The organism is Nonomuraea pusilla, assembly GCF_900109355.1.
Lineage (GTDB): Bacteria > Actinomycetota > Actinomycetes > Streptosporangiales > Streptosporangiaceae > Nonomuraea > Nonomuraea pusilla.
The window spans coordinates 618,299-632,841 of sequence record NZ_FOBF01000003.1; the positions used below are offsets into that span (position 1 = coordinate 618,299).

14 protein-coding genes are annotated in these 14,543 nt (G+C 73.7%); 5 read left to right on the forward strand and 9 right to left on the reverse strand.

Features of this window, described 5'->3' with window-relative positions:
• The first annotated feature begins 232 nt into the window (after positions 1-232).
• Entirely contained in the window at positions 233-448 is a 216-nt protein-coding gene (locus BMX74_RS08810) for a CDGSH iron-sulfur domain-containing protein (protein WP_082535369.1), read from the forward strand.
• A gap of 1,045 nt (positions 449-1,493) precedes the next feature.
• Here the strand turns inward: BMX74_RS08810 and BMX74_RS08825 are convergent.
• The 7 genes from BMX74_RS08825 to BMX74_RS08855 all read right to left on the reverse strand — a co-directional run bounded on the left by BMX74_RS08825 (position 1,494) and on the right by BMX74_RS08855 (position 10,790).
• Positions 1,494-2,498, reverse strand: coding sequence for an iron-containing redox enzyme family protein (locus BMX74_RS08825; protein ID WP_091099450.1), 1,005 nt, complete (start codon positions 2,496-2,498; stop codon positions 1,494-1,496).
• Entirely contained in the window at positions 2,498-3,241 is a 744-nt protein-coding gene (locus BMX74_RS08830) for a class I SAM-dependent DNA methyltransferase (RefSeq protein WP_256256835.1), read from the reverse strand. The genes BMX74_RS08825 and BMX74_RS08830 overlap by 1 nt, the downstream gene beginning before the upstream one ends.
• 49 nt (positions 3,242-3,290) lie before the next feature.
• Positions 3,291-3,611, reverse strand: a complete 321-nt coding sequence (gene nirD / locus BMX74_RS08835) for a nitrite reductase small subunit NirD (protein ID WP_055506068.1) — start codon at positions 3,609-3,611, stop codon at positions 3,291-3,293.
• Positions 3,608-6,037, reverse strand: a complete 2,430-nt coding sequence (nirB, locus tag BMX74_RS08840; RefSeq protein WP_055506069.1) for a nitrite reductase large subunit NirB — start codon at positions 6,035-6,037, stop codon at positions 3,608-3,610. Before nirB ends, nirD begins: the two co-directional genes overlap by 4 nt.
• Positions 6,034-7,428: an FAD-dependent oxidoreductase gene (locus BMX74_RS08845; protein WP_091099455.1), complete on the reverse strand. Its 1,395-nt coding sequence runs from the start codon at positions 7,426-7,428 to the stop codon at positions 6,034-6,036. Before BMX74_RS08845 ends, nirB begins: the two co-directional genes overlap by 4 nt.
• Positions 7,425-9,401, reverse strand: coding sequence for a molybdopterin oxidoreductase family protein (locus tag BMX74_RS08850; RefSeq protein WP_091099593.1), 1,977 nt, complete (start codon positions 9,399-9,401; stop codon positions 7,425-7,427). The genes BMX74_RS08845 and BMX74_RS08850 overlap by 4 nt, the downstream gene beginning before the upstream one ends.
• 78 nt (positions 9,402-9,479) lie before the next feature.
• Positions 9,480-10,790, reverse strand: coding sequence for an MFS transporter (locus tag BMX74_RS08855; protein ID WP_091099456.1), 1,311 nt, complete (start codon positions 10,788-10,790; stop codon positions 9,480-9,482).
• 226 nt (positions 10,791-11,016) lie between these two features.
• On the opposite strand from BMX74_RS08855, the gene BMX74_RS08860 reads away from it, so the two are divergent.
• Both BMX74_RS08860 and BMX74_RS08865 read left to right on the forward strand, forming a co-directional pair.
• Complete coding sequence (locus BMX74_RS08860) at positions 11,017-11,304, forward strand: hypothetical protein (RefSeq protein ID WP_055506072.1); 288 nt, start codon at positions 11,017-11,019, stop codon at positions 11,302-11,304.
• Between the two features lie 311 nt (positions 11,305-11,615).
• On the forward strand, positions 11,616-12,311 hold the full coding sequence (locus BMX74_RS08865; RefSeq protein WP_055506073.1) for a GntR family transcriptional regulator: 696 nt from the start codon (positions 11,616-11,618) through the stop codon (positions 12,309-12,311).
• Between the two features lie 16 nt (positions 12,312-12,327).
• Here the strand turns inward: BMX74_RS08865 and BMX74_RS08870 are convergent, their stop codons facing one another.
• Complete coding sequence (locus BMX74_RS08870; protein WP_055506074.1) at positions 12,328-12,810, reverse strand: GNAT family N-acetyltransferase; 483 nt, start codon at positions 12,808-12,810, stop codon at positions 12,328-12,330.
• A 91-nt stretch (positions 12,811-12,901) separates the two neighbouring features.
• On the opposite strand from BMX74_RS08870, the gene BMX74_RS08875 reads away from it, so the two are divergent.
• Entirely contained in the window at positions 12,902-13,879 is a 978-nt protein-coding gene (locus tag BMX74_RS08875) for an aldo/keto reductase (protein ID WP_091099462.1), read from the forward strand.
• 23 nt (positions 13,880-13,902) lie between these two features.
• Here the strand turns inward: BMX74_RS08875 and BMX74_RS08880 are convergent, their stop codons facing one another.
• The gene (locus BMX74_RS08880; protein ID WP_091099465.1) at positions 13,903-14,178 is read right to left on the reverse strand and encodes a hypothetical protein; all 276 of its coding nucleotides are present in this window, start codon (positions 14,176-14,178) and stop codon (positions 13,903-13,905) included.
• A gap of 208 nt (positions 14,179-14,386) precedes the next feature.
• On the opposite strand from BMX74_RS08880, the gene BMX74_RS08885 reads away from it, so the two are divergent.
• A complete protein-coding gene (locus BMX74_RS08885) occupies positions 14,387-14,536 on the forward strand; it encodes a putative ATP-grasp target RiPP (protein WP_082535319.1) in 150 nt (49 codons plus the stop codon).
• Positions 14,537-14,543: the final 7 nt, after the last annotated feature.

The window sequence follows — 14,543 nt, forward strand, 5'->3', positions numbered from 1 at the left end:
CGTTCAGAGGTTCGATCGTTGCCGTACCGAGACCAGCGGGGGCCACCCCACCGCTACCGTCCGGCAGGTGCCGCGAACCGATACCGAGCCACTCCCCCAACGTGAGGACGCGGAGCGTTGCGAGAGCGTCGAGTCCGGACGCCGCTGCGTCCTTCCCGCCGGCCACCCCGGCGCCCACGTCTACCCACCCGCCGGTAGGTGAGAGCGGCTAACCCCGGGGCAGGTGACCGGGATGCGAGACCCTGTCACCGTGATCCCGTGCGAGGACGGCCCGCTGCTCGTCAGGGGCGACTTCGAGATCCTGACCCAGGACGGCGAGCGCGTCGACCCGGGCCGCGCGACCGTCGCGCTGTGCCGCTGCGGCCGCTCCTCGGCCAAGCCGTTCTGCGACGGCTCGCACAAGCTCGCGGGTTTCCGCGCGCCGAGCCGTCCCGGCCCGCCGGCGTAGCGCGCGCACCGAGTGGGCGGCCCGCCTGATCCTGCCCCCCGCGTACGGCACGCCGCCGGTGAGCGCCGCGCCGAGCGCGAGCCAGCCGCACACGGCCCTTTCGAGCACCCAGACGGGCGCGAGGAGCGAGGCGGAGAACGGGAACACCCGCCGTCCCCCCGCGCGGCGGCGTCCGCGTTCCGCGAGGCACACGAGCAGCGCGGCCCCCACGAGCGCGCGCCGCGCCCCGGGGCCGGTGCCGCGCGTCAGGAGGAGCGCGGGCAGCACCGGGAGGAACACCGCCAACCTGGCGGGCTGCGCCAGGTCGTCGTAGGCCTGCCTGACCCGCTGCGACCAGAAGCGCCGCGCGTCGCACGGCAGGCGGCGCACGTACAGGCCGGGCGGGCGCGCCTCCCTGCCGCCGTGCGCGCGGACGGTGCGGATCAGCTCCAGGTTCTCGAACAGGACGTCGCCGTCGTAGCCGCCCATCGCGCTGAAGAACGACCTGCGCACCCCGAACGTCCCCGGGTAGTCGGCGCCGAAGGCGCGGTTGAGCAGGGTGCGCGCGGTGTCCCAGCGGGCGTGCCACGGCAGCGGGTGGAAGTAGTTCTGCGGCCTGACCAGCTCGTACGCGCCCAGCAGGTCGTGCACGGCGGCCAGCGAGTGCCGGTCGTGGCGCACGTCGTCGTCGGCGATGACGACGCGCTCGCCCTCGGCCAGCCGTAGCCCGGTCGTCACCCCGCCGACCTTGCCGTTGGCGAACCGCGGCTCCGGGTCGGGACGTACGTGCCGCACCAGCCCCGTCCACCGGGCGGCGTGCCGTTCGAACAGCGGGCCGGGGCTGCCGTCCACGACGGTCACGCGGGCGTGCCGCGACAGCTCCCGCAGGTACGCGGTCAGCTCGTCCAGCCCGGCGTCGTCGTCCCAGCGCAGCGGCAGCACGTAGTCCAGATCGAGGTCCGGATCGAGGTCCGGATCGAGGTCCGGATCGAGGTCCGGTTCGGGGTCCGGTTCGGGGTCCGGTTCGGGGTCCAGGCCAGGGTCCATGTCCGGCCGCTCCCGCCGCTCAGGCCGCCACCGGCTCGCCGAGCAGCGACGTGCCGCCCCGCTCCCAGTACGCCATGACGTGCCCGGCCCAGCGGCGTTCGAGGGCGAGCGCGCAGGCCGCGCCGTACAGGACGTCGCCGGTCAGCTCCGGGTGGGCGGCGGCGAACCCGCCGCACAGGTCGGAGGCGGCGATCTGCTCGTGCACCGCGTCGGCCTGGACGTGCTCCTCGTAGAAGCGGACCGCCGTCGCGTCGCCGCCGAGCCTGCGCAGGCCCGCCGCGTACCGGCGGTTCGGCAGCGACGAGGTCATCTCCAGCGCGGCCAGGTGGCCGAGCAGGGCGCCGCGCAGCCGCCTGTGCAGCCCGAACAGCGACATGACGTTCGAGACGGCCAGCGTGACCCCGGGGACGTTCGGCACGTACGCGCCGTAGGAGTCGTCCAGGCCGACGGCGCGCATGGTGGCGCGGAACAGCTCGCTGTGCATCCGCTCGCGCCTGCCTCCGCCGTACTCGTCGGCCTGGATCTCCACCAGCGCCGCCTTGGCGCGGCCGCGCAGGCGCGGGATGCCCCAGGTGTGCGGGTCGGCCTCCTTCAGGTGGTAGACGGAGCGGTGCACGACGAACTCGCGGAAGACCTCCGGCCCGGCCTCGCGCTGGAGGAACAGCGACAGGGACGGCCCGCCGGCCGCGTCGTCGGCGGCGACGAGCGCGGTCAGCGCCCTGCGGACGTGCGAGGGCGGCACCGGCAGCGGCCGGGGCACCATCTCGGCCAGCGCGGACTCGAAGCGCCGCTCCAGCTCCGCCCGGTGGCGCAGCAGCGCCGGGTCCCACTCCCAGAGGTCGTCCACGCCGTCGAAGCCCTGGTAGTGCAGCTCGTAGCAGGCGAACAGGGCGAGCTGGAGGTCGTCGTCGTCCAGCGGGGACGCCGCGCCGGCGGGCGGCTCGGGCAGCGCGGTCCCCGGCGGCCCCGCCAGGCGGGCGAACAGCTCCTCGGTGACGGGTCCGCGCGGGGGCGGCAGTCGCATCAGTCGCTCCTGCGGTAGACGGTGACGTGCTCGCGGCTGTCGTCGGTGAACGGCGTGCCGAGCCAGTCGGACCAGCGGTGCTCGCGCTCCATGCCAGCCAGCCTCGCCATGAGGTCGAGCTCCGACGGCCAGGCGTAGCGGTGGTTCGCCGGGAGCAGCCGCACGCCGTCCCGGGTGAGCCTGACCTTGGTCGTGCGCATCAGCTGCTCGGCGGGGAACAGCCTGGCCGCCTCGGCGACGACGGCGTCCTCGCCCAGCGAGAGCAGCCGCAGCGCCGCGCCGTCCCTGAACGCGCCGGGGTCGGGCACCCACGCCTCGACCACGAACCTGCCGCCGGGCCGCAGGTGCGCCGCCGCGTTGCGGAAGCACCGCACCTGCGCCTCCTGCGACGGCAGCGCGAACACGGTGTTGAGCGTGAGCGCCACCAGCGCGTACTCGCCCTCGACCCGGGTCGTGGCGAAGTCGCCGACGGCGACGTGGACGCGGTCGCCGCCCGGCTTGGCGCGCAACACCTCGACCATCTCGGCCGAGCCGTCGATGCCGGCCACGCGCAGGCCGCGCGCCGCGAGCGGCAGCGCCAGCCGGCCCGTGCCGATGCCGAACTCCAGCACCGGCCCGTCACCGGCCAGCTCGTGGAGCCGGTCGACGGCGGGCCCGGTGGGGAGGTCCTGGACGGTGACGTCGTAGATGTCGGCGATGGCGCGCCCGTCGGCCGACTCGTCGAACGCAGGCGCCACACTCACCTCCCCTCGTCCCGCGAGTTTCCGGGGTGAATGCCCTGGCGACCCCCGGCTAAACGCTCACCTCCACCCGGCCGCCCGCCACCCGCGCCCGGTAGACGGCCACGGTGACGTCGTCCTGGTCGAGGCAGACGCCCGACACGAGCGAGAAGACCTGCTTGTGCAGCGGGGAGGCGACGGTCGGCTCGCCCTTCCTGGTGCCGACGATGCCGCGCGACAGCACGTACGCGCCGCTGAACGGGTCGAGGTTGTCCAGGGCGTGCACCCCGCCGTCGTACGTGCGGAAGATCGCCACCTGGACACCGTCCACCAGGGCGCACACGCCGCGCTCCGGCGGGATGGCGTGGTAGTCGCAGACGGGCACCCAGCTCATCGCGCCATCACCGGCCTGATCTGGCCGCGCTCGGCGGAGAAGACGATCGACGGGTCGGGCACGCCGGGCGCGTTGACGAAGCTCACGAACCTGGCGAGCTTGTCGGGGTCGTCGAGCGTCGCGCGCCACTCGTCGGCGTACGTGGCGATGTGGTGCTCCATCTGGGCGTCGAGGTCGGCGCAGATGCCGAGGGAGTCTTCCATGATCACCTCGCGGAGGCGGCCGAGCCCGCCGTCCAGCGACTCCAGCCAGGCGGAGGTGCGCTGGAGCCGGTCGGCGGTGCGGATGTAGAACATGAGGAACCGGTCGATGGTCCTGATCAGCTCGTCGGTGGTCAGGTCGGTGGCGAGCAGGTCGGCGTGGCGGGGCCGGAAGCCGCCGTTGCCGCCGACGTACAGGTTCCAGCCCTGCTCGGTGGCGATGACGCCGAAGTCCTTCGACCTGGCCTCGGCGCACTCGCGGGCGCAGCCGGAGACGGCCGACTTCAGCTTGTGGGGCGAGCGCAGGCCCCGGTAGCGCAGCTCCAGCGCGATGGCGAGGCCGACGGAGTCCTGCACGCCGTAGCGGCACCAGGTGGAGCCGACGCACGACTTCACGGTGCGCAGCGCCTTGCCGTACGCGTGGCCGGACTCGAACCCGGCGTCCACGAGCCGCCGCCAGATCTCCGGGAGCTGCTCGACGCGGGCGCCGAACAGGTCGATCCGCTGCCCGCCGGTGATCTTCGTGTAGAGCCCGAAGTCGCGGGCCACCTCCCCAATCACGATGAGCTTGTCCGGCGTGATCTCGCCGCCCGGGATGCGTGGGACGACCGAGTACGTGCCGTTCTTCTGGATGTTGGCGAGGAAGGCGTCGTTGGTGTCCTGGAGCGCCGCCCGCTCCCCCTCCAGGACGTGCCCGTTGTGCAGGGAGGCGAGGATGGAGGCCACGACCGGCTTGCAGATGTCGCAGCCGCGTCCCTGCCCGTGCCGGGCGATGAGCTCGGAGAACGTCGTGACGCCCCGCACCCTGACGATGTCGAACAGCTCCGCCCTGGAGTGGGTGAAGTGCTCGCACAGCGCCCTGCTCACCTCGACGCCCGACTTCTCCAGGAGCTGCTTGAGCATGGGCACGCAGCTGCCGCAGGTCGTGCCCGCCCCGGTGCACGCCTTGACCGCCGCGACGTCCCGGAGCCCCCGGTCGGCGACGGCGGCGCGGATCTCGCCCGCGCCCACGTTGTTGCAGGAGCAGACCTGCGCGTCGTCGGGCAGGTCGAGGGCCGCGCCCGAACCGCTGAACAGCAGGTCGGACGGGGAGGCCGGCAGCCGCTTGCCCACGTACGGCCGCAGCGTCGAGTACGGCCCCGCGTCGCCCACGCAGATGCCGCCGAGCAGCGTGCCGGCGTCGTCGCTGACGAACAGCTTCTTGTAGACCCCCGCCACCGGGTCCATGTAGGTGACGTCGAGCGCCCCGCTCATCGCGCCGAACTGGGCGACCTCCACGCCGAGCAGCTTCAGCTTCGTCGACAGGTCCGCGCCCTCGAAGACGGCCGTGCCGCCCGTGATCCGGTCGGCGGCCACCTCGGCCATCGTGTTGCACGGCCCGACGAGCCCGTACACCGTGCCTCCGGCGAGCGCGCACTCGCCGATCGCGTAGACGTGCGGGTCTGAGGTGCGCATGCCGGGGTCGACGACGACGCCGCCGCGCTCCCCCACCTCCAGGCCGCACGCCCTGGCCAGCTCGTCGCGCGGCCTGACCCCGGCGGAGAACACCACGACCTGCGCCTCGATCAGCGTGCCGCCCGACGTGCGCAGGCCCGTGACCCGTCCACCGCCGTCGGCGACGACCTCCTCGACGCCGGCGCCCGCGTGCACGCTCAGCCCGAGCCCCTCGATGTGGGACCTCAGCACCGCGCCGCCGCCCTCGTCCACCTGGCGCGGCATCAGCCACGGGCTCAGCTCGACGATGTGGGTGCGCAGCCCGAGCCCGCGCAGCGCGTCGGCCGCCTCCAGGCCGAGCAGGCCGCCGCCGACGACGACGCCCTCGGCGGCGTCCTTCGCGGCCGCCCTGATCGCGTCGAGATCCTCGATCGTGCGGTAGACGAACGCGTGCCCCGCCCCCGGCACGGGCGGCACGAACGGCGCCGAGCCGGTGGCCAGCACCAGCACGTCGTACGGCTCGACGCCGCCGTCGGCGGTGACGACGTGCCTGGCCCGCCGGTCCACGGCGGTGACGCGGGTGCCCAGGCGGGTGACGACGCCGCCGGGCACCGGGTAGGTGAGGTCCTCGGCCGAGGCGCCCGACAGGTAGGAGGTGAGCGCCACCCGGTCGTACGCCGGGCGCGGCTCCTCCCCGATCACCGTGACGGCGCCCGCGAACCCCTTCCGCGCCAGCGTCTCGACGAACCGGTGCGCCGCCGGACCGTACCCCACGACCACGATCTTGTTCATACGGTGATCCCTTCCTGCTCGCACAGCCAGCCGACGATGCCCTCCACGGCGTCCCTGCAGGTGCCGCACCCGGTCGTGGCCCTGGTGGCGGCCGCCACCCCGGCCACGTCGCGGGCGCCGGCCTCCCAGCACGCCCGGATCTGTCCCTTGGTCACGTCGTTGCACCGGCAGACCGTGGCCGCGTCCGGCATGAGGACGGGGCTGCCGGCCACCGGCGCCGCCGACAGCCCGGGGAACAGCAGCCCGGCCCGGTCGCCCGGCACCGGGCCGCCCCGGTCGAAGAGCTGGGTGAGCGTGCCCACCGCGTCGCTCTCGCCCAGCAGGATCGCGCCGACCAGCCGGCCGTCGCGGATGACGAGCTTGCGGTACGTCCCGCGGGCCCGGTGGCTGAACCGCACCACCTCGGCGTCCTCCTCGGTGAGCTGCGTCTCGCCCATCGCGGCGAGTTCGACGCTCCTGGCCTTCAGCCGGGTGACCAGCCGGGAGCCGCGGTAGAGCGCCTTGCCGCCGGTGATGACGTCCGCGGCGACGGCCGCCTGCTCCCAGGCGGGCGCGACCAGGCCGTACACGGTGCCGTCGTGCTCGGCGCACTCGCCGATCGCGAAGATCGACGGGTCGTCGGTGCGCAGCTCGTCGTCCACGACGACGCCGCGCCGCACCTCCAGCCCCGCCTCGGCGGCCAGCCCGGTGAGCGGGCGGACGCCGCAGGCCAGCACCACCAGGTCGGCCTCGGCCGGTTCGCCGCCGGTCAGCCTGACGCCGTCCTCCAGCACCGCCTCGGCGCTCACGCCGGTGCGGATCTCCACGCCCAGGCCCGCCAGCGTCTCGCCCAGCACGAGACCCGCCTCGACGTCGAGCTGCCGCTCCATCAGGTGCCCGGCCAGGTGCAGCAGCGTCACCGGCAGGCCGCGCCCGGCCAGGCCGCGCGCCGCCTCGACGCCGAGCAGCCCGCCGCCGACCACGACCGCGCGGCGGGCGCCCTCGGCGGCCCGCAGGATGCGCTCGCAGTCGTCGAGCGTGCGGAACGGGATCGCCCGCTCCACGCCGGGCACCGGCGGCACCACCGGCTCGCTGCCGGTGGCCAGCACCAGCACGTCGTACGGCTCGCGCCGCCCGTCGCCCGTCACCACGTGCCCGGCGTCCCTGTCGATCGACACGACCGGGCTGCCGAGCACCGCCTCGACCCGGTGCGCGCGGTACCAGGAGGGGTCGAGCAGCCGCACCTGTTCGGGGCGGGAGGTGCCCGCCAGCACGTTCGACAGCAGCACCCGGTTGTACGGGGCGCACGCCTCCGCCCCGAACACGGTGATCCGCACGTCCGGGTCGCGCTCGCGCACCTCGGCCACCAGGCGGGAGCCGGCCATCCCGTTGCCCACCACGACGAGTCTCATGAGTCCCTCTCCACCCTCACCGCGCAGACCTTGAACTCCGGCATCCTCGACATCGGGTCGAGCGCCGGGTTGGTGAGGCGGTTGACGCCCTCCCAGTGGAAGGGCATGAACACGGTGTCGCGCCTGACGGCGTCGCTGATCCTGGCCGGGGCCCGGTCCTCGCCCCTGCGGCTGCTGACCCGCACCACGTCGCCCGGCCGGATGCCGAGCCGCTCGGCCAGGTCGGGGTGCAGCTCGACGAACGGCTCGGGCGCGGCCCGCACGAGCGGCGCGATCCTGCGGGTCTGCGCGCCGCTCTGGTAGTGCGCGAGAACCCGGCCGGTCGTCAGGTGCAGCGGGTAGTCCTCGTCGGGCTCCTCGGCGGGCGGGCGGTGCCCGACCGGGACGAACCTGGCGCGGCCGTCCGGCGTGGCGAACCGGTCGAGGAACGGGCGCGGCGTCCCCGGGTGGCCCGGCTCCGGGCAGGGCCAGAACACGCCCGGCCCGGCCTCGACGCGCTCGTAGGTGATGCCGGAGTAGTCGGCGGCGCCGCCCGCGCTCGCGCGGCGCAGCTCGTCGAACACCTCGCGCGGCCGGGAGGGGAAGCGGTGACCGAGCCGCGCCGCCAGCTCCGCGATCACCTCCAGGTCGCTCCTGACGCCGTCCGGCGGCTCGACCGCCCGGCGGCGCAGCAGCACCCGGCCCTCCAGGTTCGTCATCGTGCCGGTCTCCTCGGCCCACTGCGTCACCGGGAACACCACGTCGGCGCGGGCGGCCGTCTCCGACAGCACCACGTCGCAGACGACCAGCAGGTCCAGGCCGGCCAGCCGCCCGGCCACCCGTTCGGAGGCCGGCGCCGACACCAGGGGGTTCGAGCCGAACACGAGCAGCGCGCGCGGGCCGCCCGGCGTGCCGAGCGCGTCCAGCAGCTCGTACGCCGACCGTCCCGGCCCGGGCAGGCTCTCCGGCGCGACGCCCCACACGCCGGCGACGTGCGCGCGGGCCGCCGGGTCGTCGATCCTGCGGTAGCCGGGAAGCTGGTCCGCCTTCTGGCCGTGCTCCCTGCCGCCCTGCCCGTTGCCCTGCCCGGTGAGGCAGCCGTACCCGGAGCCGTGCCTGCCGGGCAGGCCCAGCGCGAGCGCCAGGTTGACGAACGCCGTCACCGTGTCGGTGCCCTTGGCGTGCTGCTCGACGCCCCTGCCGGTCAGCACGTACGCGCGGCCGGCCGCCGCCAGCGCCCGCACCGCCTGCCGCATCCGGTACACCGGCACCCCGGTGATCCGTTCGACCCGCTCCGGCCACCACGACGCCAGCGACGTGCGCACCTCCTCGAAGCCCGACGTGCGCCCGGCCACGTACGCCTCGTCCACCAGGCCCTCGGCCACCACGAGGTGGAGCAGCCCGAGCGCGAGCGCGAGGTCCGTGCCCGGCGCCGGCTGCAGGTGCAGCCAGGCCCGCCTCGCCGTCGGCGTGCGGCGCGGGTCGACCACGATCGCGCGCGGCCCCTCCAGGTGGCGGACGAACGGCGGCATCGTCTCGGCCACGTTCGCGCCGGCCAGCAGCACCACGTCGGCCCCGGCCAGGTCGGTGACCGGGAACGGCAGGCCGCGGTCCATGCCGAACGCCCTGATCGACGCGGCCGCGGCCGACGACATGCAGAACCTGCCGTTGTAGTCGATCTGGCTCGTGCCCAGCGCGACCCTGGCGAACTTTCCCAGCGTGTACGCCTTCTCGTTGGTGAGGCCGCCGCCGCCGAACACGGCCACGGCGTCGGGGCCGTGCTCGGCGCGGATCTCGGAGAGCCTGGCGGCGACGTGGTCGAGCGCCGCCTCCCAGGCCACGGGCTCGCCGTGCAGGAGCGGGGTGGTCAGGCGGCTGCCGTTGGTGAGCAGCTCGGCCGCCGTCCAGCCCTTCTGGCACAGCGCGCCGGACGCGTTGGCCGGGACGTCCGTCCTCGGGGTGATCCTGATCTCCCGCCCGGTCCCGATCTCCATGCCGCACTGCAGCGCGCAGTACGGACAGTGCGTCTTGTGCGTCTTGTCCGTCTTGTGCGTCCTTCCCGCGGTCACGGCTCACACCCGGGCGTGGGCGAGGCTGGCGACCCTGGACACGCCCACCCTGCGCGTGTAGCACCACCAGGTCAGGGCCAGGCAGGCCGCGTAGAAGGCGGCGAACGCGGCGAACGCGGCGGCGGGGCTGCCGGTCGCGGCGAACGACATGCCGAACGCCCGGTTGATGAGGAACCCGCCGAGCGCCCCGACAGCCGAGATGACGCCGATCGCGGCGGACGCCTGACGCTTGCCGTACAGCAGCGACTCCTCGCTCCGGCCGCGCTCGGCCACCGCCTTCGCCTGGAAGATCGCCGGGATCATCCGGTACGTGGAGCCGTTGCCCACCCCGGCCGTGACGAACAGCAGCTGGAAGGCGAGGAAGAACAGCCAGAACGAGCCGGAGCCGCTCGCCGTCCACACGAGCACCACACCTGCGCCCATGGCGGCGAAGTTCCACAGCGTCACCGGCGCGCCGCCCAGCCGGTCCGCCAGCAGGCCGCCCACGGGCCTGACCAGCGAGCCGAGCAGCGGGCCCGCGAACGCCACCGCCGGCCACGGCGAGTCGGGGAACAGGCTCCTCGCCAGCAGCGGGAAGGCGGTCGAGTACCCGATGAACGAGCCGAAGGTGCCGACGTACAGGAACGACATGATCCAGGTCTGGGCGCGTCCCGCGACGGCGAGCTGCTCGCGCGGCGCGGCCTTCGCGCTCGCCAGGTCGTCCATGAAGAACCAGGCGCACCCGGCGGCCACGACGATGAACGGGATCCAGAACCACCCCGCCGCCGCCAGGCCCAGCGAGCCGATCACCAGCGGCATGACGAGCTGCACGGAGCTGACCCCGATGTTGCCGCCCGCCGCGTTCAGCCCGAGCGCCACGCCCTGCCGGTGCCGGGGGTAGAAGTACGTGATGTTCGCCATGCTGGAGGCGAAGTTGCCGCCGCCCACGCCCGCCGTAGCCGCGATCACCAGGAACAGCCAGTACGGCGTCTCCGGGTCGCTCACGGCCACGCCGAGCAGCACGGCGGGCACCAGCAGCAGGAGCGCGCTGACGGTGGTGAAGGTGCGTCCGCCGAACCGCGCCGGGCCGAACGTGTAGGGGACGCGCAGCGCCGAGCCGACGAGGTTCGGCAGGGAGACGAGCCAGAAGAGCTGGTCCGTGGAGAACGCGTAGGCGCCCATCTTGGCCGCCACGACGCTCCACAGGGTCCACACGGTGAAGCCGAGGTGCTCGGCCAGGATCGAGAAGATCAGGTTGCGTCGCGCCACCCTCTTTCCCGAGCTCTCCCAGAAGGCCGGGTCATCGGGGTGCCACTCGGTGATCCAGCGCGCCATCGGTCTCTCCTCGCTCGGCGTCGATGGCGCCACCGTAGGAAGGGCGCGTTACGCACTTCGACGCAGAGCCGCTGTGCGCTCGTTACAGGTGGCTCACCCGTGTAACAGGGCCCGCACATGCGTCACGGGGAAACGCGGCCGTAACACGGGGCCCGGACGCGGGGCGCGACCGAGAGGTTATGCCTCCTCACGGTGGGTAACAGCAATCACAGCAAAGGGGGACATCATGATCAAAATGCTCCACAAGATGGGCATCAAGTCCAACCACATGTACATCGCCGGAATCGCCTCCATCGGCCTCTCCGTCGCGAGCTGGGTGGCGTCGCGGAACCTGGAGACCAGAGGCATCGACAGGGCCGACCGCTGGGGGATCTTCGTCGGCCAGTGGGCGCCCACGCTCTTCTGCATGGGCGTGGCGCTCAAGCTGGAGGAGACCCACCCCGAGCCGGAGGAGCCAGGCATGGAGATGTTCGAGGGCACGCGCGAGCGGGCGACGACGCGCGCGGGCGTGTGACACGCACATCACGCGGGCCGCGCGAGCAGCGCGGCCCGCGCACCCCCTCGGACGCCGCCTCCCCGCCAGGCCTCACCCCCGCCGGACGCCGCCTCCCCGCCAAGCGTCACCCCCCGCAGGCCCGCGCCGCCTCTCCTGGACGGCGCCACCGCGTCCCGCGCGCCCGGGGCCGCCAGGGCTCTTTCACGCCCAGTCCGGGCATGCCCATTCATCCCATCGCGTTCGGCGCTGTTCGTGCGCATGAGGAAAGTGGTCTTGCCCAATGGGGGTGCCCCTCACGGGTAGACTGGCGCGGTTTTGAGGGAGGTCTGATGGCGGGGAAGTCCGCGCGGCTGCGCGAACACCTGCTGGCCCTGCTCCGCGACGGGCTCGCCCCGCACGACCGGCTGCCGCCCGAGCGAAGCCTGGCGGAGGAGTTCGGGCTGAGCAGGCTCACGGTACGCCGCGTGCTCGACGAGCTGGAGCAGGAAGGGCTCGTCTACCGGGTACGCGGCTCGGGCACGTTCGCCGGCGAGCCGCGCATCGCCAAGTCGGTCGAGCTGACCTCGTTCACCGAGGACATGCGGGCCAGGGGGCTGCGCCCCGGCTCGTCGCCGGTGACGCGCGAGCTGGTGCCCGCGGGCGCCGACGTCGGCTACGCCCTGCGGCTCAGCCCGTCGGAGGAGGTGCTGCGCCTCACGCGGGTCCGCACCGCCGACGGCGAGCCCATGTGCCTCGAACGCACCCACCTGCCCGCCGCGCTCGTGCCCGGCGGCCTCGACCTCGACGGCTCCCTGTACGAGGAGCTGGCCCGCAGGTACGACATCGTGCCGAGGCGCGCCGAACAGACCATCAACGCCACCGTGCTCGGCCCGGACGACGCCGAGGCGCTGCAGGTGGCGGCGTTCTCACCGGCGTTCCTCGTGCGGCGCACCGCCTACGACGACCGGGGCCGCCCCGTGGAGCGGGCCGAGTCGCTCTACCGGGGCGACCGCTACGCCTACCACCTGACCATCTACCGCACCTGAGCGGCGGAGGCCGGGGTCAGGAGGCGGTCGCGCGGACGGCCAGACGGCGCAGCGGCTCATCCGTCAGCCGGTACTTCACCCACTCGTCCTGCCGCTCCGCGCCCAGCGCGTCGTAGAAGCCGATCGTGGGGGCGTTCCAGTCGAGCACCGACCACTCCAGCCGCTGGTAGCCGCGCTCGTCGCAGATCCTGGCCAGCTCCGCCATGAGCGCGCCGCCGTACCCGGAACCGCGGTACTCGGGGCGTACGAACAGGTCCTCCATGTAGATGCCGTGGACGCCGCGCCAGGTGGAGAAGGTGAGGAACCACAGCGAGAACCCGGCGACCGCGCCCTCGTGCTCGGCGATGTGGGAGAAGGCCGCGGGCGTGTCGGAGAACAGCGCCACGCGCAACTGCTCCTCGGTGACGCGCACCTCGTGCGGCGCCTTCTCGTACTCGGCCAGCTCCCGGATCATCGCGTGGATCTCGGGCACGTCGTCAATGGTCGCGGGACGAATCATGCGGCCAGCGTAGGGGCAGGCGCCCGGTGCCCCGTCCCCGGACCCCGTCGTGGAGACTGGTACGTCGACGACGACGGAGGAGAGGTCGGCCATGGAGGAGCGGGTGCTGGGGCGTACCGGGCGGAAGGTCGGGGTGGTGGGCCTCGGCGCCTGGCAGCTCGGCGCCGACTGGGGCGCGGTGAGCGAGGACGACGCCTTCGCGACGCTGCGCGCCGCCGTGGAGTCGGGAGTGACGTTCATCGACACCGCCGACGTGTACGGCGACGGACGCAGCGAGCAGATCGTCGGCCGCTTCGCCAGGGAGCACCCCGGCCTGACGGTCGCCACCAAGATGGGCCGCCGCCTGGAGCAGGTGCCGGAGAACTACGTGATGGCCAACTTCCGGGCCTGGAACGAGCGCTCCCGCAGGAACCTCGGCGTCGACACCCTCGACCTGGTGCAGCTCCACTGCCCGCCCACGCCCGTGTACTCGTCGGACGCCGTCTACGACGCCCTCGACACGCTCGTCGCCGAGGAGAGGATCGCGGCGTACGGCGTGAGCGTGGAGACCTGCGAGGAGGCCCTGACGGCGATCGCCCGGCCCGGCGTCGCCACGGTGCAGATCATCCTCAACGCGTTCAGGCTGAAGCCGCTGGAGCGGGTGCTGCCCGCCGCACGGGCCGCCGGGGTGGGCGTCATCGCCCGGGTGCCGCTCGCGAGCGGCCTGCTGTCGGGCCGGTACGACGAGCGCACGACGTTCGCCCCGGACGACCACCGGGCCTTCAACCGGCGGGGCGAGGCGTTCGACGTCGGAGAGACGTTCTCGGGCGTGGACTTCGCGACCGGGCTGGAGGCGGTGCGCCGCCTGTCGCCGCTGGTGCCGGAGGGGGCGACCATGGCGCAGTTCGCGCTGCGGTGGATCCTCGACCAGCCGGGCGTCTCCGTGGTCATCCCGGGCGCCCGCAACCCGGGCCAGGCCACCGCGAACGCCACCGCCGCGAACCTGCCCCCGCTCCCCGAGGCCACGGCGGAAGCGGTGCGGGAGGTGTACGACACCCTGATCCGCCCGCAGGTGCACGACCGCTGGTAGGAACGCCGCGCGGTGATCGCGCTTCAGGCGGGGCAGAGTTCGGGGCTGGGCCGGGCGCCGGGGACCGGGACCCGGGGCGCCCCGGCGGCGGCCCCGTCACGGACGCCGAGGCCGGCGCGCCGGTCGCCCGGGTCGTCGAGCTCGTCCGGGTCGTCGTCGAGACCGTCGAGCAGGACCGCGGCCAGCTCGCGCCGCTGGGCGGGCGTGAGCGTCATGGGCAGGACGATCGGCATCAGCTCGATGCCGCCTCCGGCGAGCCGCCGGACGTGGCACGGAAGAAGGGGAGAGGTCTGAAGCACCCGCCCACTCTCGCACCCCGCACCGACATTTCCGCCCAGCCCTTCCCTTCTCCCCCAGGGCCCCTCACGTGACTTGTGTCTGGCTTGAAGCCGCCGCACAAGTTGATCACAAGCCAGCCTCAAGATCGTCTCCTTACTGTTCTCGCCAGGCCGGGGCGGATCCCCGGCCGCCGTCCCCCAGATCGGGGCCGGAGGACGAGAGGAACACATGTCGAAGATCACGATCGACGACCTGCCCTTCGAGGGCGCGGAACTGACCGACGCGGAGCTGGGCGAGGTCGCCGGCAGCCGCCAGAAGGAGTGGGTGGCCAGCGCCTGGACGCTCGACGACGTCGCCTACGAGTGGTGGCTCATCTGAGCCCTGC

Excerpts from the sequence above, each read along its gene's own strand:
- BMX74_RS08810 (WP_082535369.1), top strand. The coding sequence starts at position 233 with ATGCGAGACCCTGTCACCGTGATCCCGTGCGAGGACGGCCCGCTGCTC.
- BMX74_RS08825 (WP_091099450.1), bottom strand. The coding sequence starts at position 2,498 with ATGCGACTGCCGCCCCCGCGCGGACCCGTCACCGAGGAGCTGTTCGCC.
- nirD (WP_055506068.1), bottom strand. The coding sequence starts at position 3,611 with ATGAGCTGGGTGCCCGTCTGCGACTACCACGCCATCCCGCCGGAGCGC.
- nirB (WP_055506069.1), bottom strand. The coding sequence starts at position 6,037 with ATGAACAAGATCGTGGTCGTGGGGTACGGTCCGGCGGCGCACCGGTTC.
- BMX74_RS08845 (WP_091099455.1), bottom strand. The coding sequence starts at position 7,428 with ATGAGACTCGTCGTGGTGGGCAACGGGATGGCCGGCTCCCGCCTGGTG.
- BMX74_RS08850 (WP_091099593.1), bottom strand. The coding sequence starts at position 9,401 with ATGGAGATCGGGACCGGGCGGGAGATCAGGATCACCCCGAGGACGGAC.
- BMX74_RS08855 (WP_091099456.1), bottom strand. The coding sequence starts at position 10,790 with ATGGCGCGCTGGATCACCGAGTGGCACCCCGATGACCCGGCCTTCTGG.
- BMX74_RS08860 (WP_055506072.1), top strand. The coding sequence starts at position 11,017 with ATGATCAAAATGCTCCACAAGATGGGCATCAAGTCCAACCACATGTAC.
- BMX74_RS08865 (WP_055506073.1), top strand. The coding sequence starts at position 11,616 with ATGGCGGGGAAGTCCGCGCGGCTGCGCGAACACCTGCTGGCCCTGCTC.
- BMX74_RS08870 (WP_055506074.1), bottom strand. The coding sequence starts at position 12,810 with ATGATTCGTCCCGCGACCATTGACGACGTGCCCGAGATCCACGCGATG.
- BMX74_RS08875 (WP_091099462.1), top strand. The coding sequence starts at position 12,902 with ATGGAGGAGCGGGTGCTGGGGCGTACCGGGCGGAAGGTCGGGGTGGTG.
- BMX74_RS08885 (WP_082535319.1), top strand. The coding sequence starts at position 14,387 with ATGTCGAAGATCACGATCGACGACCTGCCCTTCGAGGGCGCGGAACTG.